The organism is Hyphococcus sp. (assembly GCF_965228385.1).
In the GTDB taxonomy this organism is placed as follows: Bacteria; Pseudomonadota; Alphaproteobacteria; order Caulobacterales; family Parvularculaceae; genus Hyphococcus.
Genome location: NZ_OZ245810.1, coordinates 3,571,591 through 3,588,238 on the forward strand (window position 1 = coordinate 3,571,591; position 16,648 = coordinate 3,588,238).

Sequence of the window (16,648 nt, forward strand, 5' to 3'; positions counted from 1 at the left end):
TGAAAAGGTGAATTATTCAGCGGCGATCTGGTCGAGCGCTTCATAAAGCGGCAACAGGCCTGCGGCGACCTTTTCACGGCTTGGCGCCGGCTGACCGAGGCGAGCGCGGTAAACCCAGAAATTTGTCAGGACTTTCTCGACAAAATCCCGGCTTTCGCGGTTGGGAATGCTCTCGATAAACAGAAGCGGATCTTCAATTTCGACATCGCGCTTCCAGCGGCGAAGATTTCCCGGTCCGCCATTATAGGCGGCGGCAAGGTGAAAAAGATCGCCGTCGACCGCCTTCGTAATAAGGTGGTCAACATAATTCTGGCCTAGCTCCATATTGAAGGCCGGATCATAAAGCCGTTCTTGCCCTGAACTGTAGCGTAGCGTGCGGTCGCCCGCGATATAGCTGGCTGTGCGCGGCATAAGCTGCATAAGACCGCGCGCGCCCACGCGGCTTGTTGCATCCGTTTTGAATTTAGATTCCTGACGCATTAATGCGTACAATAAAGCGCGATCTATCTTAAAGCCGCTTTGCGGCGCGAAGTCCGGCACGGGGAAAAGGCCTGCTTCGAATTCGCGGCCTTCGCTTGCAAGGGCGATATCTATTTGTGCCGCCGGCAAATTCAGCGCCGTGGCGATCGCAAGCAAATCCGCCGCACTCTCGTTGTCGATAGAGCCATTGGCCCAGCGCAATTCAACATCGGCCAGGGAGTGCTGTCCGGCTTCCACAAGCGCAACAGCGCGTTTGACACGCGGCTCATTCTCCACGAGATCGTCAAAATTATCTTGAGAGAGTGACGGGACCGTCCAGTTATAGTCGTGATCACGGCCAAGCTGCGCGAGCGAGAGCTGGCCATAAAATGTAAATGGGAAGGCGGCGGCAATTTCAAGATTCGGCGTGACCTCGGCCGGATGGCCGCCGGAAAGAGCCGTACGCGCCGCCCAGAATGCGGCTGCGGAGCGCAAAGAATCTTCCTGATACGGAACAGCCGCCATGGATGAAAAGTGATCGTAAGCGGCCGCGATATTCCCGTTGCGAAACTCAATCAGCCCGTTGATCCAAAGCGCCAGAACAGCGCTTTCACCATTACGCGCCGCAGAAGCTTTTGCCAGTTCTTCGGCGGTATCGACATATCCTTGGTAATATAGGCTCGCCGCGATCCACGAGCGCATGCGGTCGAACTGGCGTTCGGTAATTGCGCCGCGTTTGTGATGACTTTCAATTTCCCGCAGCGCTTCCACGGCGCGGGATTTATTCGATAGATACCGCACCCGGCCTTCAATCCGGCGCAATCGCGACCGGCCTGTCCGCTCATAATCTGCAATCAAATCAGGATGCAATTCTTTTTCTGGCGTTGACTTCCACTTCCGCGAGATTGGGCGTATTGGATTTGATTGGCCGGACGGACGGCGTTTGCGCGCCAGCGAGTAGATTTTATCCGCTTCCGGATGATCGGCGTAGTAGGACATCCAGCGTTTCAGTTCGCTGAATTGCGAACGGTATGCTGTCGGGTGCATGTAACGCTGATATTGCACATAACCGAGCAGTATGTCGTCATCCAGCGTTGCAATCTTCCGGTCAGCTTCGGCCCAATGTCCATTTTCCTGCAAGGCGAAAATTTCACGGTACAAGGATGCGTCGGATGCGCTCAGCACCTGAATGCGCGTTGCTTTTGGAATTTCGCTTTCTGTTGCGGCGGCGGGAGCTTGAACGCTCTGCGCATGCGCTGAAGACGCAACCAGCGCCGCCAATGCGAAAATAATCCGAAACGCCATATTCACACCTTCATTTGCCGTTCAGGGTCTATAGAGGCGCTTTTGCGCCGCTGCTGACAATATTTGGATTGGGATGAACCCCAACGCCCCGCACTTTACATCTAAGAATATTGTAATGTCGGTTAACGCTCCTTTAACCTCCGGGCGAGGTTTTGCAGGTCAGCCCAGGCGAGGCGCTTATTGGCCGGCTGGCGAAGCAGAAATGCCGGGTGAAAAACCGGAAGCGCCGGAATGCGCGCACCGCCTGCAGTTTCGATGTCGCGCCAGACGCCGCGCGCGCGCATGATGCCGGTGACGCCCAGTAATGCTTGCAGCGGCGCGCCGCCGGCGATCATCACTGCTTTCGGTTCGGTGATTTCGATGAGGCGGTCAACAAATGGTCGGCAGAGCGCCGTTTCCATGGCGGCGGGCGTCCGGTTGGCCGGTGGTCTCCAGAAAATCACGTTTGATATCAAAGTGTTGGCATCTCTTGACCGGTCAATCGCGGCCAGCATTTTGTCCAGTAGTTGTCCGGCGCGCCCGACAAATGGCTTGCCGGCCCGGTCTTCATCGCGGCCCGGCGCTTCGCCGATGACGAGCAGATCTGCTCCTGGAACACCGTCCGTGAAGACAGTATTTTTTGCTCCTGCTTTCAGCGGACAACCGTCAAAACTCCGAACTGCCTCGTTGAGCGCTTCAAATGTATCGCAGGCGGCGGCCAGTCTTTCGGCTGTTTTTATCGCTTCGTCGGTAGAGACCGTAGTTGAAGACGGCGCCGGCGGCTGGCGTCCCGGCGGCTCTTTTGTCTTGACGGTTTGCAATTTTGGCGCTGTGACGGCGGCTACGCCGGTCCAGGAATAAAAATCAGAAGGGCTGGGCGCCACAGCTTCGTCAACGCCCATTTCAGCGTACCAGCGCAACACTGCATGCGCGGCGTCCTGCTCATTGATCTCATCCATATATCGCCTATTAAACAGCACCCGGGCCGTAAACAGAAGTGGCGAGGAGGAGTTGGGCACCGTAATAAAGCGGCAATCCCCATAGCTTGTTGAAAAAATTCCGCGCCACAAACTGATCGCGCGCCACAGCGAGGTCGGACACCGCAAATCCAACGGCGCCCGCAACAACCATTGCAACGGCGCGATTGTCCGGTGGTGAAGCCAGGACGCTCGTCGCCGTCATGACGGCGATAATAGTGGAATATGCAGTCACCGGCCAGCGAAACCTCCCCAGATGCGGCCATAACCAGCCCAAAGCGAGCACAACGAAAACCGCCATTGCTATAGCGGCGGCGAAAAACAAAAAACCGGGCGATGCGCCGCCAGACAAGAATCCGGCGATATAGGCGGCGTGGCCGAGCGCGAACGCGCCCATGCCAGCGAGAAATGTTTTTTCACCGTCCGGTATCAGCAGGATATCGCCAGCGGCGCAAAGGAGGAGCGCCGCCAGCACCCATTGTCCGAAAACGCTGTCAGGCGCGCCGCTTGCGACCGCCACAAAAATGAAAGCGAGGGAAGCTGCGGGTTTGGCCCGCCAGCGCAATCGGGCATTGCCGCGATATTCCGCCCATATGAGTGCGCCGGTAAACACGAGGCAGGCCAGAATGAAACCGATTGTCGGCATATGCGTTGGTTTTCCTCGGTTTCGCCTGCGCTGCGGCGAGTGGCCCTGCCCAATATCATGGCTTTTTATCGCGATATTTGCCAGAAACGCGGCTGATATGAACACCAGCAACCGCCGAGAGGATTTTCAATGACGAACGACGCACCGGAACGCGAGGCAATGGAAATTGACGTGGTGATCGTCGGCGCCGGTCCCGCCGGGTTATCCGCAGCGATCCGCCTAAAACAGGTGGCTGCGGAAAAGGGAAGCGATCTGAATGTCGTCATCGTTGAAAAAGGCTCCGAAGTCGGCGCGCATATTCTGTCCGGGGCGGTGCTTGACCCTTCAGGTCTCGATGCGCTGTTGCCGGACTGGCGCGATATGCCGGGCGCGCCGGTTGAGACGCCTGTAACGTCTGAAAGCTTTCGGGTGCTGGGGCCCAGCGGCTCTGTTGGTTTGCCTGTATTCGCCATGCCGGGCATGGTCAAAAATCATGGCTGCTACATTGTTTCCATGGGCAACGTCTGCCGTTGGCTGGCGGAACATGCGGAAAGCCTCGGCGTTGAGATTTACCCCGGCATGGCGGCGTCGCAGTTACTCTATCGACAGGACGGTTCCGTGCGCGGCGTTGTCGTCGGTGAAATGGGTATCGGCAAGGATGGCGAGAAAAAAGATTCTTATGAACCCGGCATGGAGCTTGTCGGAAAATACGTTCTTTTCGCAGAGGGCGTGCGCGGCTCGCTTTCAAAACAACTAATTGAAAAATTCAGCTTGTCGGAGGAGCGCGATCCGCAAAAATACGGGATCGGCCTGAAAGAACTCTGGGAAGTTGCGCCGGAAAAAAGACGGCCCGGCCATGTTCAGCACACATTTGGCTGGCCGCTGAAAGACGACACCGGCGGCGGTTCCTTCTGTTATCATTACCATGACGGGACGGTGGCGCTCGGGTTTGTCGTCCACCTCAATTATAAAAATCCATATCTTTATCCGTATGGAGAGTTTCAGAAATTAAAAACGCATCCGGAAATCGCCTCGCTGCTGGAGGGTGGAAAACGCATCGCTTATGGCAGCCGCGCAATCACCGAAGGCGGTTATCAGTCCGTGCCAAAACTATCTTTTCCGGGCGGCGCCTTGATCGGCTGTGCGGCCGGCTTCGTCAATGTGCCGCGCATCAAAGGCAATCACAATGCGATGCTGACCGGCGTGATGGCGGCCGAGGCGGCGTATGATGCGATAAGCGAAGGCCGTGAGGGCGACGAGCTTGAGGCGTATCAGGAGGCGTATGACGCCTCTCCGGTCAAAGCCGAGCTTTTCAAAGCGCGTAACGTCAAGCCGCTCTGGACCAAGTTCGGCACGCGTCTTGGCGCGATTGGTCTTGCCGGTCTCGATCTATGGACCAATTCAATTTTGCCGGGCCTTTCCTTCTTCGGCACGCTGCACCACACGAAAACCGACGCAGCGGCGACGGAACCTGCGGACAAGCACAAGCCGATTGATTATCCTCGCGCTGACGGCGATTTGACCTTCGACCGGCTGACGAATGTAGCGTTTTCTGCAACAAATCACGAAGAAGACCAGCCGTCACATTTGAAACTTAAGGATCCGTCAATCCCCATCGATGTTAATCTGCCCCGATATGCCGAGCCGGCGCAGCGTTATTGTCCCGCCGCGGTGTATGAGGTGGTGACGGAGGAAGGCGGCGGCGATCCAAAGTTCCAGATCAATGCGCAAAACTGCGTTCATTGCAAAACCTGCGATATCAAGGACCCTTCTCAGAATATTGTATGGACTGTGCCGGAAGGCGGCGGCGGACCCAATTATCCGAATATGTAAGGAACAGTAGTTTTCGTGTTGCGCTCATCCCTATCCAGAAGCTTTGCCGTGTCGTCGCTGATCATGGCTGCGGCCTGCGCCAGCGCCCCGCCTGAAGAGTCCGTCGTGGGCGATTATTTGACAGGCCGGTTTGCGGCGCGCACGAATGAAGTCGGCGCCGCAGCATCCGCATTCGAGAATGCGCAGGAAGAGTTTGACGGCACAGCCGAAGTGCTGCGCAGTGCATTTCTGTACCAGCTCGCCGCCGGTGAGATTAATGCTGCTGCGGCGCTCGCCAGTAAGTTGTTGGAGAATGAAGAGGCGCAGGACGATGATCTGGCGCGGCTGGCGCTCGCCGCCCAGGCGATTGGCGATGCCGATTATGAACTAGCGAATTCGGTGCTGTCGGCGAATGCAAAAGAAACCTATCTCGCCGCCCCTATGGCGATTCTCAACGCCTGGGTGGCGGCTGGGGATAAGGGACCGGAAGCTGGTTTGAAAATTCTGGCGCAGCGTGAAGGCGAAACGTTCCGCGGGTTTCATCCGCTGCATCAGGCGCTTCTGTTTGAAAAAGCCGGATTGAACAGCGAAGCCGATACTGCCCACCAACTCTCTCTGGCGACCTTTGGCGGGCTCGTAGGGGTCAATGCTTATGGTGCGTTTCTGGAAAGGACCGGCGACGACGGGGCAGCCGAAGAATTCTACAATCGCGTTATTGGAAACGGCGGGGTGGCGCGCATTATGGCGCTACAAGGGTTGAAACGCGTAGACAGAGACAAAGCGAGCCGTAAATTTGCGAACGTCTCCCCGGCGCAAGGTTCTGCGATTGCGCTGCATTCGTTTGCGCAAGCCATACTGGAGCAAATCGAAGAGCAGCGGAATGCTGCGGAAAAGGCCGGATTTCGTATTGGCGATCCGAACTACGACATGCCGCTGGCGCTGATCCAGATGTCGCTATATCTGTATCCTGAGTTCGATCATGCACAATGGCTGGCGGGACGCATACTGAATATTTACGGCGACAGCGACAGCGCCATAGACATGATGAAGCGTATACCCTCATCATCGCCTTTTTTCGAACAAGCGCAAATTGATATCGCCTCAGGTTTGTTGGGCCTCGAGCGCACCGAAGAGGCGCTGAAAGTCTTGCGCGACGCATCGCGCCGTCCCGGCGCCGTCGACGAAGCGCGGTTTCAGTATGCGAATCTGCTGATTGCTGAACAACGCTTTGATGACGCCATCAAGGTTTTCGACGAACTGATTGAGGAGCTGCCCGCAGATCCGCCGGAAAACGCCTGGCGTTTTTTCATTGCACGCGCCGCCGCGTATATTGACAACGATCAGTGGGAAAATGCGGAAAAAGATTTGATCCGAGCGGTGGATATCGCCCCGAAACAAGCCGTCGCGCTCAACTATCTTGGGTATTCCTGGGCGGAACGCGGTGAGAATCTCGAAAGAGCGTTTGAGCTGATTGAGCAGGCTGTAGCGCTGGAGCCGAATTCCGGCGCGTACATCGATAGCCTTGGCTGGGCTTATTATCAGCAGGGAGACTATCAAAACGCTGTCGGGCATCTGGAGCATGCGGCTTCTTTAGAGCCGTCTGACCCCACGATTACGGACCATCTCGGCGATGTTTACTGGCGGCTTGGCCGCGAGATAGAGGCGCAATATCAATGGCGCCATGTCCTGCTGCTGGAGCCAAGTGAAAAATTACGTGCTTCCATTGAAAAGAAGCTGCAAAACGGATTGCCGGAAATCTCCGAATGATTGCCGAAACCGCGCCCGCCAAAATTAATCTCTACTTGCATGTGGGCCCGCTTCGTTCCGACGGTTTGCACGAACTGGCCAGTCTATTTGTGTTTACCGAAGACGGCGACCGTGTTTGGGCGTCGCAAAGCGACGCACTGACCCTGCGCGTCACCGGTCCGTTCGGCGGCCAGATCAAGACTGTGAAAAATGAAGACAATCTCGTCTGGCGCGCAGCGGAACTCCTGCGAAATGAAACTGGCGTTTCGCACGGCGCGGCGATAACGCTTGAAAAAAACCTGCCGGTCGCCGCCGGCGTGGGCGGCGGTTCTTCTGATGCGGCGGCTGCTTTACGCGCACTGATAAAACTGTGGAGCATTGAGATTTCTGATGCGGTTTTGTCACGGCTTGCGTTCTCGCTCGGCGCTGATGTGCCGGCGTGTCTGCGCCGGGCTCCAGTAAATGTTTCCGGCGCTGGCGAGCATCTGGAGAAAGGCCCGCATTTGCCGCCCTTATGGTGTTGCCTTATGAACCCGGGTGTCGCCATGCCGACCGGGCCTGTGTTTCGCGCCTTCGATACCGCGCATTCCTCGCCGCCGCCGCCGCAAACCATGCGGCTTCACAATCCGGATTATGCCTCTCTGGTCAGCGCGCTTGAAAAAACGAGAAATGATCTCGAACCCTTTGCGCTTGAATATGCGCCGATTATCCATGAGGTAATATCAATCTTGCGGCGTACGCCGGGCGCATTGGCGGCCAGGATGTCCGGCAGCGGCGCGACGTGCTTTGCGCTTTTCAGCTCCGCCGCCGCATCAATTCGCGCCCAGGCAAATGCACGGGCGCGCGGTTGGTGGGCCATGGCGTCCAGACTGCATGTGCGCTAACTAGGCGGCGACGCGAACAGCCGGACCCCATGCATACAACTCTGATCGAACCATTTGTTCTTTCCGCCGCTGCGGCCATCACCATCGCCGTAGCGTATACAAGCAGTCTGATGGCGGCGCAGTCGCGGCATTTTCTTGACCACCCGAATGAGCGTTCCAGTCACACGCAGGCGACGCCGCGTATTGGCGGGCTCGCCATTATGGGAGGCTGGGTTGCGGGAATGTTTATCTTGGGCGCATTTGCATCAAATCCGGAGCACGCGCGCACGGCGGCTATAGTTGTCGCGCTTGCGATTTCGGCGTTTTGCCTGGGCTTGATGGACGACTGGTTTGGTCTCGCGGCTTTTTGGAAATTTGCAGGACAGATTGCCATTGCATCGGTTTTTGTCGGACTTTTTGGTCCGGTGCAGGCGGCGCCCGCGCCTTTTTTCGGCGAGGCGGCGCTGACGCCGTTATGGGGTGCGGCTTTATCAATTTTCTGGATCGTGGCCTTCATGAACGCCTTTAATTTCATGGACGGCGCGAACGGACTGGCTGCTGGAGCGGCTGCCGTAGGCCTAGCGTGGCTGTCAGTGATTGCGGCGGCTTCCGGCGCGCCGCTGCTCTTTGTGATGGCGTTTTTGCTGGCGCTCGCCGCCACAGGATTTCTGCCGCACAACCTCAACCGTGGAAAAATCTTCATGGGCGACAATGGCAGTCAGGCGCTTGGGTTTTTAATCGCTGCTTTTGGTGTTCTCGGCGTGAACTGGACGGACGGGCGTTTGAGTGCGCTGATCGCACCCCTGATTTTTCTGCCGCTGATTTTTGATGTCGCCTGGACGCTTGTCTCCCGCCTCATCCGCCGTCGGAACATTTTAAAAGCGCACAATGAACATTTATACCAGTTGATGATCCGCACTGGCGCATCTCATTCAGCAGTCGCCATCATTTATATGGGGCTCGTCGCCATTTGCGCGTCCGCTGCGTTGCTGATGCTCACACTGCCCTATTCACTGCAATGGCTCGCGCCGGCGGCTATGGCGGCGATATTTGGCGTTGGCGCAACGACCTTGTACCGCCGTGCTTATCGCAAAGGTCTTTTTCGCGATACTTCTGAAAATCATAAGACGGAAAATGGGGCCGCTGATGTGCGGCCTCAGGCGGATGCGCCGCTGAGGTCTGCCGGATAAAAGCTCAGGAAGCGCGGGCTGTAGACGTTTCTACGAGCGCGCCGAGCGCTTGTGAATATTTGTTTTCCGGCAGCGTATTGAGCGCGTCCATCGCTTTTGCCGCATAATCGCGGGCGCAAGACAACGTATCGTCAATGGCGTCGTCGCGCTGCATCAAGGTGCAGGCGTTTTCAAAATCGCCATCGCGGATGTTTCCGTCAGAAACTGTACGCCTCCAGAATGAAAGCTCGTCCGGCCGGGCTCTGGCGACTGCAAACACAACTGGGGCGGTCATTTTTCCTTCGCGAAAATCGTCACCCACCGTTTTCCCGAGTGTCGATTGATACCCTGCATAGTCGAGCGCATCATCGATCAGTTGATAAGCGATGCCGAAATTCAAGCCGAAATCCCGGATAGCGACTTCTTCATGGCCTGCCCGCTCTGCAATGAGGCCGCCCACTTCCGTCGCCGCAGCAAACAGCGCCGCTGTTTTCGCTTCAACGACGTTGATATATGTTTCAAAAGTCGCGCTCAAATTCTTTTGGGTGGTCAGTTGCAAAACTTCACCTTCCGCGATCACGCCGGAGGCGTGTGATAAAGCTTTCAGCACCCGCAGGTTTTTCGCCTCGACCATAAGTTCAAAAGCGCGCGCAAAAATAAAGTCGCCGACAAGTACGCTTTCTTTATTACCCCATATGATATTCGCGGTGCTTGCGCCCCGGCGCAGCGCGGACTGGTCAACCACATCATCATGCAACAGTGTGGCGCCGTGAATAAGTTCTACAGCCGCCGCGAGACGAACATGATCGACGCCCTCGTATCCAAAAAGCTTCGCCGCGGCGAGGGTCAGCATCGGCCGTAATCGCTTGCCGCCAGCATTGATAAGGTGTCCCGCCAATTCAGGAATCATCGGGACCGTCGATTCCATGCGCCCCAATATTTCGTGGTTAACCGCTTCAAGATCTTTTTTTGTGAGCGTCTGCAGCGCAGTTACGGCGGCGAGAAAATCTGCGTTCCCGGCGACGGCGCCGCTGGTCGATTTATCAGCGATGGTTTCGTTAATGGTTGCCGCCAAACCCACAAGCCGACCCTTTCTGAACGCTGTCTGAGAATAGATTGGGGGTTGGCGTCAATGCGGTCAAGCGGGCGGCGGAAACGGCGTCAGCGGCGAATCAGCGCTGTAGAACCGCGCCGGATGATCGCCTTTTTGGATTGAAAACCAGCCGCTTTTCACCTAACTGCCGTCGATGGCTAAATTTACAAATCCCCTGGCGGCGCTCTGGCGGGCCCTGCCTTTCACCGGGCCCGGCGCGCCTTTGGTTACGGTAATTGATCTGGCGGGCGTTATCGGCGAAGCGGGCGGCCCTGGACGCAAGGCGCTGAGTCTCAAAAAGGTCGAAAAAACGCTGGATGAGGCCTTTAAGCCCGGAAAGCTTGCTGCGGTGGCGCTGGCGATCAATTCTCCGGGCGGATCTCCTGTGCAGTCGCGCCTCATCATGAGCGCCATTCGCCGTCACGCCGCTGAAAAAGATGTGCCGGTACTTGCTTTTATCGAGGATGTGGGCGCGTCGGGCGGATACATTTTGGCGCTTGCAGGCGACGAAATATACGCCGATGAAAGCTCGATTGTCGGCTCTATCGGCGTGATCGCCGGCGGCTTCGGGTTTCATGATGCAATCGGCCGGCTTGGCGTTGAAAGGCGCGTGCATACCGCCGGCGAAAATAAATCCATGCTGGATCCGTTTCAGCCCGAAGATCCCGAAGACGTAAAACGTCTGGAGATCATACTTGACGAGTTACATGCGCAATTCAAAGCGCTGGTGCGCGAGCGGCGCACCGGCAAGCTGGCTGATGACGAAGAGCTGTTCTCCGGCGCAGTCTGGACCGGCCCGGCGGCGAAACAACGTGGTTTGATCGACGAAATCGCTCAACTCGACGATTTTTTGCGCGACCGCTTCGGTAAAGATGTTAAAGTGAAACGGATTTCGCCTGACAGCGGTTCGCTTTTGAAAAAGCTGTTGTCCGGAGGCGATGCACGCGCCGTAGCGTTTGAACAACCGTTGTCCCTGGTTGATACGGATGATTTCATCGCAGCGGCTGAACGTCGGGCCCTTTGGGCGCGCTATGGCTTATAGGCAAAGGCCGGGGCTAAGAGCCCGGGAACAGGAGACGGGCATATGAGCGCTGTGACGACATTGGCTGTAACGGTCGTCGCCGCTGTCGGCGCCGTTACCCTTTACCGTTTTGCCGAAAGACGTTCGCGCCCGCTGAGAGAGAAGATATCCGGATTGCATAAAACGCCAAAACGCGGACAAGGCGGCGCAGTAATTGATTACGAGCGCGATCCCGAAAGCGGGGTTTATAGGCCCAGAGACCAGGCGCGCCGCTAACCGCTCGACAAGAGCGTGACGACAATGCGTCTCTGATGCGGGGCCTGTCTATGCTCAATAAGATAAACGCCCTGCCACGTTCCCATCAATAATTTTCCTTTCGCGAAAGGAATCGATAATGACGTCGACGTGATCGCCGCTTTAATATGAGCAGGCATATCGTCCGGGCCCTCAGCCGTGTGAAGATAATTCCCATCTTCGGGCGCCATGCGATCAAGCCAGTTGAGCAGGTCGCGTTGCACGTCCGGATCTGCATTTTCCTGGACGGTGAGCGAGGCGGACGTATGTTGTATGAATATATGCGCCACGCCCGATGATGCATCGGCGCTCTCCAGCACGGCTTCAATGTTGCGCGTCATATCTAAAAAGCCGCGCCCGGGCGTGTCGATGGTGAGAATTTCCTGCATTTTTAATTAATCTCTATTTTCAGCCACATTTATTTTGCCCCCCTGTAAGGAACAAGCCATAATCTGCGCCATTTTGCGAATTTAATGCTGACGATGGTGAAGACGGTTTGTCGGATATTGCATTTATCGATCTTGAAGCTTCGGGGCTTGGCGCGAAATCGTGGCCGATCGAAGCTGGCTGGTGCTTTCAGGCCGGGACTCCCGTCTCTATGCTGATTAAACCTGATGAAACCTGGCCAACCGATCAATGGGACGAAAATGCGCACGCTTTGCACGGCATTTCACTTCAGGCGCTCAACAAAACCGGCATAGAAGTGCAAAAAGTCTGCACTGCGCTTAATACGGCGCTTGAAGGAAAGACTGTTTATTCCGACGCGCCTGATTGGGACGGTTTCTGGCTCTACCGACTTTATCAGGCGGCGCGCATACGTCAGAAATTTACGTTACGAGATTTTTACGACGTGTTCAGAACTGTCGCGGCGGACGATCTGGATAAATTCATCGATCGCGCCAACAAGATTGCGCCCCGCGCGCACCGGGCCGTACCAGATGTTCTCCATATGCGCGCGCTTTTTGAAAGCGCCGCACCGCATAATTGAGCTTTCGTGAATTTGACGAACACACAATCCATGTCTCCTCCGGTAAATATCCAGCCCGAACGGTTCTCTATAAAAATACCCGAAGGCGTCATGGCCGGCTGGCGCTGGCGCAATGATCAAAAACCGCCGCTGATGTTTTGTCATGCGACCGGTTTCTGCGCTTCGGCCTATAAACAGATGCTGGGGCGGTTGAGTGCGTCTTTTGATATTTACGCGCTGGATATGCGCGGTCACGGCCGCACTGATTTGCCTGCAAATCCGCGCAAGTTAAAATCGTGGCGCATTTACGCACGTGATATCGCCAGCTTTCTCGATCAGCAGAACCGGGAACAATGGACGCTGGCGGGACACTCCATGGGCGCTGTAACCGCGACAATGGCTGCACGAGGGCGCGACGATATAGCCGCCGTGAAACTGATTGAGCCAGTTGCGATGCCCCAATTATTGAATTTCGTTGCGGCGACGCCGGTTTGGCCGCTGATCAGCTCGCGCCTCTCGCTGGTGCAAAAGGCCGCCAGCCGGCGCGCGCATTGGAGCGCCCGCTCGGATGTCGTCGCTTCTTACAGCAAAAAAGCGCTTTTTCGCGAATGGTCTGCGGGCGCGCTCTCTGATTATCTGGAAGACGGTCTCAGCGAAACCGATGACGGCGTCGTCCTCTCCTGCACGCCGGAATGGGAGGCGGCGACATTTGCAGCTCATGCGAATAATTTCTGGGGCGCCGTTGCGCATTCCCCTGCGCCAATCGCCGTGTTCGCGGCCAACAGTACGACATCGACGGTGATAGAAATCGCCAGAACACGGTTTTTGAAAACCGGCGCTGCGCTGAAGACCGTGGACGGCGTTTCCCATCTTGCGCCGATGGAAAAACCGGGATTGGCCGCGGATTTTGTGGCTTCCAGCACATGACCCGGTCGAAATTGACGTTCATCGTTCCTTTAGGCTTGGCGCTATTCCGGGTTTTTGCTAAGCGTGCGCGCCAGCAGGACCGTTTGGCCTGACGTCAGCGCCGTATCGCGCTGAAACATTTAGAATAAAGAAGGATAAGACATGAGCGAGGCGCAGGCCAGCCCGGAAATCACCGGCAAAATGTATCTTTATGAAAAGCCGGAACTTTTGATGAAAGAACAGCATGGCGATCTCGCCATGAAGCCGGCGAAACAACCCTTTGCTTTCGTTTCGAAAGCGCGTGCGGTGCCCATCACCTTGAGTGAAATCCCCGCCGCCATGAAAGACTACCCGCTGGTGTTCATGTCTGTAGAGCAGCCGCAATTGCTGGCGATTACGGGCCTGTTCGACGACATCAACCTTTTCGTGAATGAAGAGGGCGGCTGGGAGGATTCGCGTTATATTCCCGGTTATGTCCGACGCTATCCTTTCGGCCTCGCGGCAGAGACCAACGGCGAGCGCATGGCAATTGTTATTGATCGCGCCTTTGAAGGGATTGCGCCTGACGGCGAAGTCGCTTTGTTCAAGGACGGTGAGCCGACGGAAGAAACCAAGGCGGCGATTGAATATTGCAAAAGCTACGAGCGCGACCGCCAAATGACGGATCAATTTGCGCAGGCGTTAAAGGCGCTCGATCTTATCCAGCCGCAAACAGCGCAATATACGCCGCAGGGCGCGAGCGAACCGGTCAATTTTGCTCAATATTGCAGCGTTGATGAGAAAAAGCTCGGCGAACTCTCCGATGACAAGGTTCTCGAACTCTATAAAAACGGCACACTGCCATTGGTTTACGCGCTGCTGATGTCCATGAGCAACTGGCGTCATTTGCTCCAGCGGCGGGCGCGGCGTTTTAACCTGTCCGAAGAAGATATCTTCAAGCCGCAAACGGTCAACTGATTTTCCGTGACCAGCTGAGCGTTAAAGGGCCGGGTTCGCACTCCCGGCCCTTTTCTTTTCAGGGTCTGATCACGATTACTCGAAATCAGCTTTGAAACGTTAAATTGCTGTTGGATTGAAACCGGTGTCTGAGTACCAAGACAGCTATGAGCACCAATTCCCACATCCTGGCGTTCGTAACCGCGGCAAGCGCGCTGATCGGCTCCGCTTGCGCGCAGGTATCGGTCGAGACGGACTATTCGACCACGGACATAACACCAGAAACCAATGGTTTCGCCGCAGGGGAAACAACCTGGTTCGCCGTGCGTCAGGACTTGCGCGAAGGCTGGCACGTTTTCTGGGTCAATCCGGGAGACGCCGGTCTGCCGCTGGAACTCGAATGGGGTTTGCCCGAAGGCTATACCGCCGGCGACATTGATCATCCAGCGCCCGAATATATACCGATCGGGCCGCTCGCGAGTTACGCGCATGAAGGATCGCCGGTTTTCCTTGTACCGGTCACTGCGCCGTCTGACGCAGAGCCCGGTGAGATCATCGATATCTCAATCGGCGCCCGGTGGCAGATATGCGAAGAAATCTGCGTACCTGAGGAGGCGCTGTTCTCCTTTTCGCTACCGGTGGTGGAAACGCCTTCGCGCCGACAGGCTGCCGCGCCGCTCTTTGCACGCGCGCGCGCGTCACAGCCGGCAAACTTTGAGTCGGAAGCTACTTTTGCTGTGGAGGACGATGGCTATGTCTTGCGCACAACCGCGCCCGACGATTTCCATGCAAGAGATGCGTTCTTTTTTGTCGAGCCTGAAGGTTTGGTCGAGCCGTCAGCGCCGCAAAAAATTTCCACGAGGAACAATACTGTCATTATTGAAATGACGCCGGGATGGCGCGACGGATTTGAAGGCGAGAACCTGAGAGGCGTGTTGCAATATGAAACGCCGGACGCGCAACGCCGCCATTATTATGTGAACGCCTCGGTCAGCGGCGCCATTGAAAAACCGCTTGAGAGCGGCTCGGTTCGTCAACGCGCATTAAATATTCCGCTTCTGTTGGCGCTCGCATTTTTCGGCGGCGTGATCTTGAATATAATGCCGTGCGTTTTCCCAGTCGTATTTATCAAAGCGGCGTCTTTTATGAACAGCGCGCGTCTTCGGCCAGGCGAGGTCCGGCGCGACGGCGTTTATTATACGCTCGGCGTTCTCGCCACATTTCTCTTTATCGGCGGCGCTCTCTTGTTCTTGCGGGCTGGCGGCGAACAACTCGGCTGGGGCTTCCACCTGCAATCCCCCGCTGTGGTGGCGTTGTCCGCCTATATTCTGTTGCTGGTCGGCCTTAATTTATCCGGCGTTTTCAGCATCGGCGGAAGTCTTGCCGGCGCTGGCGAAGGCTTGACGGCGAAGGGCGGGCGCGCGGGAGCGTTTTTTACCGGCGCACTGGCTGTCATCGTCGCAGCGCCCTGTATCGGTCCGCTGTTATCTGCGCCCATGGGCGCTGCGTTGATGCTGCCGCCGCTGACAGGTCTTGGCATATTTGCCGTGCTGGGGCTCGGCCTGGCGGCGCCGTATCTGGTTTTGTCTCTCGCGCCCGGCCTTGGCCGGCTGCTGCCGGCGCCAGGGCCATGGATGGCCGTTTTCAAACAATTGCTGGCGTTTCCGGTATTCGCCGCAGCCGTATATTTCATATGGGTTCTGTCGTTTCAGACAACGAGCGCCAGTTTCGGGGCCGTACTTGGCGGGGCTGTGTTTTTCGGCTTCGCCGCATGGGCGTTTGAACAGAGCAAAGGCGATGGGCGCGCCGCCGTTGCATTGCGGATCGTCTCCGCCATAGCGGTTCTGGCCGCGCTGGCGCCGCTGTTTCGTCTTGAGGCGGCGACGCAGACCGCGCGGGTCGGTGAAAAATACGCCGCCATGTCGGCTGAGCCTTTCGATCCAGAAATGCTTGCAAACCACCTCGCCGGCGGCGCGCCCGTATTTCTCGATTTTACCGCCGCCTGGTGCGTCACCTGTCAGTTCGACAAGGCGACGATTTTTTCCGACGCTGCGTTGGCGCGGGATTTTACAGAAAACGGGGTTGTTTTCATGGTGGCGGACTGGACTGTGCGCGATCCGGAAATCACGACCATGCTGGAATCATTCGGGGCCAGCGGCGTGCCGCTTTACGTATTTTATCCGCCGGGCGGCGAACCTGTGGTTTTTGATATTCCATTAACCAAGAAAGCTGTGCGCGAAACAGTATTACGAACCGGCCGATAGCCGCGCCGCGGCGATTTTTTCGGCCTTTTCGGCTTTTGCGGCCAGCGCGCGTTGCTCCAGTTCAAAGGCCTTGACGCCGAATATCGCCGTTACGGCGACAATTGCGGCGAGGCTGGATAAAACGCGCTTAATGGCGAAGGGATGAGACGCAACAGGAGATTTCATGAAATTGCATTTACCGCATTATTGTTAAAACGCGTTGAGCGAGACGGTTAAAATCCCTATCAATTGT

16 protein-coding genes are annotated in these 16,648 nt (G+C 56.5%); 10 read left to right on the forward strand and 6 right to left on the reverse strand.

Going from position 1 to position 16,648, the window contains the following annotated elements; all coding sequences use genetic code 11:
- Nucleotides 1–12: 12 nt before the first annotated feature.
- The 3 genes from ACQK2Q_RS16795 to ACQK2Q_RS16805 form a co-directional block, all read right to left on the reverse strand.
- Complete coding sequence (locus ACQK2Q_RS16795) at nucleotides 13–1,764, reverse strand: lytic transglycosylase domain-containing protein (RefSeq protein ID WP_425410897.1); 1,752 nt, start codon at nucleotides 1,762–1,764, stop codon at nucleotides 13–15.
- Between the two features lie 122 nt (nucleotides 1,765–1,886).
- Nucleotides 1,887–2,702 carry a uracil-DNA glycosylase gene (locus tag ACQK2Q_RS16800; protein WP_425410898.1) on the reverse strand — a complete coding sequence of 272 codons (816 nt, stop codon included), beginning with the start codon at nucleotides 2,700–2,702 and terminating at the stop codon, nucleotides 1,887–1,889.
- 10 nt (nucleotides 2,703–2,712) lie between these two features.
- Nucleotides 2,713–3,366: a lysoplasmalogenase gene (locus tag ACQK2Q_RS16805; protein ID WP_425410899.1), complete on the reverse strand. Its 654-nt coding sequence runs from the start codon at nucleotides 3,364–3,366 to the stop codon at nucleotides 2,713–2,715.
- Between the two features lie 129 nt (nucleotides 3,367–3,495).
- Here ACQK2Q_RS16805 and ACQK2Q_RS16810 point away from each other — a divergent pair, with 129 nt between their 5' ends.
- The 4 genes from ACQK2Q_RS16810 to ACQK2Q_RS16825 are packed head-to-tail and all read left to right on the forward strand — an operon-like array spanning nucleotide 3,496 to nucleotide 8,956.
- Complete coding sequence (locus tag ACQK2Q_RS16810; RefSeq protein ID WP_425410900.1) at nucleotides 3,496–5,178, forward strand: electron transfer flavoprotein-ubiquinone oxidoreductase; 1,683 nt, start codon at nucleotides 3,496–3,498, stop codon at nucleotides 5,176–5,178.
- Between the two features lie 48 nt (nucleotides 5,179–5,226).
- Nucleotides 5,227–6,924, forward strand: coding sequence for a tetratricopeptide repeat protein (locus ACQK2Q_RS16815; RefSeq protein ID WP_425410901.1), 1,698 nt, complete (start codon nucleotides 5,227–5,229; stop codon nucleotides 6,922–6,924).
- The gene (locus ACQK2Q_RS16820; protein WP_425410902.1) at nucleotides 6,921–7,787 is read left to right on the forward strand and encodes a 4-(cytidine 5'-diphospho)-2-C-methyl-D-erythritol kinase; all 867 of its coding nucleotides are present in this window, start codon (nucleotides 6,921–6,923) and stop codon (nucleotides 7,785–7,787) included. Before ACQK2Q_RS16815 ends, ACQK2Q_RS16820 begins: the two co-directional genes overlap by 4 nt.
- Nucleotides 7,788–7,816: 29 nt before the next feature.
- The gene (locus ACQK2Q_RS16825; RefSeq protein WP_425410903.1) at nucleotides 7,817–8,956 is read left to right on the forward strand and encodes a glycosyltransferase family 4 protein; all 1,140 of its coding nucleotides are present in this window, start codon (nucleotides 7,817–7,819) and stop codon (nucleotides 8,954–8,956) included.
- A gap of 4 nt (nucleotides 8,957–8,960) precedes the next feature.
- On the opposite strand, the gene ACQK2Q_RS16830 is transcribed toward ACQK2Q_RS16825, so the two are convergent.
- Complete coding sequence (locus tag ACQK2Q_RS16830; RefSeq protein ID WP_425411186.1) at nucleotides 8,961–10,010, reverse strand: polyprenyl synthetase family protein; 1,050 nt, start codon at nucleotides 10,008–10,010, stop codon at nucleotides 8,961–8,963.
- A 172-nt stretch (nucleotides 10,011–10,182) separates the two neighbouring features.
- Here ACQK2Q_RS16830 and ACQK2Q_RS16835 point away from each other — a divergent pair, with 172 nt between their 5' ends.
- Both ACQK2Q_RS16835 and ACQK2Q_RS16840 read left to right on the forward strand, forming a co-directional pair.
- Entirely contained in the window at nucleotides 10,183–11,070 is an 888-nt protein-coding gene (locus ACQK2Q_RS16835) for a S49 family peptidase (protein WP_425410904.1), read from the forward strand.
- A 42-nt stretch (nucleotides 11,071–11,112) separates the two neighbouring features.
- Complete coding sequence (locus tag ACQK2Q_RS16840) at nucleotides 11,113–11,325, forward strand: hypothetical protein (RefSeq protein WP_425410905.1); 213 nt, start codon at nucleotides 11,113–11,115, stop codon at nucleotides 11,323–11,325.
- On the opposite strand, the gene ACQK2Q_RS16845 is transcribed toward ACQK2Q_RS16840, so the two are convergent.
- Nucleotides 11,322–11,732 carry a secondary thiamine-phosphate synthase enzyme YjbQ gene (locus tag ACQK2Q_RS16845; RefSeq protein WP_425410906.1) on the reverse strand — a complete coding sequence of 137 codons (411 nt, stop codon included), beginning with the start codon at nucleotides 11,730–11,732 and terminating at the stop codon, nucleotides 11,322–11,324. The two genes, ACQK2Q_RS16840 and ACQK2Q_RS16845, sit on opposite strands and share 4 nt — an antisense overlap.
- 107 nt (nucleotides 11,733–11,839) lie before the next feature.
- On the opposite strand from ACQK2Q_RS16845, the gene ACQK2Q_RS16850 reads away from it, so the two are divergent.
- The 4 genes from ACQK2Q_RS16850 to ACQK2Q_RS16865 all read left to right on the forward strand — a co-directional run bounded on the left by ACQK2Q_RS16850 (nucleotide 11,840) and on the right by ACQK2Q_RS16865 (nucleotide 16,416).
- Complete coding sequence (locus ACQK2Q_RS16850; protein WP_425410907.1) at nucleotides 11,840–12,331, forward strand: hypothetical protein; 492 nt, start codon at nucleotides 11,840–11,842, stop codon at nucleotides 12,329–12,331.
- A gap of 6 nt (nucleotides 12,332–12,337) precedes the next feature.
- On the forward strand, nucleotides 12,338–13,237 hold the full coding sequence (locus ACQK2Q_RS16855) for an alpha/beta hydrolase (RefSeq protein WP_425410908.1): 900 nt from the start codon (nucleotides 12,338–12,340) through the stop codon (nucleotides 13,235–13,237).
- A gap of 141 nt (nucleotides 13,238–13,378) precedes the next feature.
- Nucleotides 13,379–14,173: a SapC family protein gene (locus ACQK2Q_RS16860; protein ID WP_425410909.1), complete on the forward strand. Its 795-nt coding sequence runs from the start codon at nucleotides 13,379–13,381 to the stop codon at nucleotides 14,171–14,173.
- Nucleotides 14,174–14,319: 146 nt separating this feature from the next.
- Complete coding sequence (locus tag ACQK2Q_RS16865; RefSeq protein WP_425410910.1) at nucleotides 14,320–16,416, forward strand: protein-disulfide reductase DsbD family protein; 2,097 nt, start codon at nucleotides 14,320–14,322, stop codon at nucleotides 16,414–16,416.
- Here ACQK2Q_RS16865 and ACQK2Q_RS16870 read toward each other — a convergent pair.
- The gene (locus tag ACQK2Q_RS16870; protein ID WP_425410911.1) at nucleotides 16,399–16,581 is read right to left on the reverse strand and encodes a hypothetical protein; all 183 of its coding nucleotides are present in this window, start codon (nucleotides 16,579–16,581) and stop codon (nucleotides 16,399–16,401) included. The two genes, ACQK2Q_RS16865 and ACQK2Q_RS16870, sit on opposite strands and share 18 nt — an antisense overlap.
- Between the last annotated feature and the right edge of the window lie 67 nt (nucleotides 16,582–16,648).

Bases quoted from the DNA above. Each gene is read 5' to 3' on its own strand.
- ACQK2Q_RS16795 (WP_425410897.1), bottom strand. From the start codon at position 1,764: ATGGCGTTTCGGATTATTTTCGCATTGGCGGCGCTGGTTGCGTCTTCA.
- ACQK2Q_RS16840 (WP_425410905.1), top strand. From the start codon at position 11,113: ATGAGCGCTGTGACGACATTGGCTGTAACGGTCGTCGCCGCTGTCGGC.
- ACQK2Q_RS16870 (WP_425410911.1), bottom strand. From the start codon at position 16,581: ATGAAATCTCCTGTTGCGTCTCATCCCTTCGCCATTAAGCGCGTTTTA.
- ACQK2Q_RS16800 (WP_425410898.1), bottom strand. From the start codon at position 2,702: ATGGATGAGATCAATGAGCAGGACGCCGCGCATGCAGTGTTGCGCTGG.
- ACQK2Q_RS16860 (WP_425410909.1), top strand. From the start codon at position 13,379: ATGAGCGAGGCGCAGGCCAGCCCGGAAATCACCGGCAAAATGTATCTT.
- ACQK2Q_RS16865 (WP_425410910.1), top strand. From the start codon at position 14,320: ATGAGCACCAATTCCCACATCCTGGCGTTCGTAACCGCGGCAAGCGCG.
- ACQK2Q_RS16835 (WP_425410904.1), top strand. From the start codon at position 10,183: ATGGCTAAATTTACAAATCCCCTGGCGGCGCTCTGGCGGGCCCTGCCT.
- ACQK2Q_RS16825 (WP_425410903.1), top strand. From the start codon at position 7,817: ATGCATACAACTCTGATCGAACCATTTGTTCTTTCCGCCGCTGCGGCC.
- ACQK2Q_RS16805 (WP_425410899.1), bottom strand. From the start codon at position 3,366: ATGCCGACAATCGGTTTCATTCTGGCCTGCCTCGTGTTTACCGGCGCA.
- ACQK2Q_RS16845 (WP_425410906.1), bottom strand. From the start codon at position 11,732: ATGCAGGAAATTCTCACCATCGACACGCCCGGGCGCGGCTTTTTAGAT.
- ACQK2Q_RS16820 (WP_425410902.1), top strand. From the start codon at position 6,921: ATGATTGCCGAAACCGCGCCCGCCAAAATTAATCTCTACTTGCATGTG.
- ACQK2Q_RS16810 (WP_425410900.1), top strand. From the start codon at position 3,496: ATGACGAACGACGCACCGGAACGCGAGGCAATGGAAATTGACGTGGTG.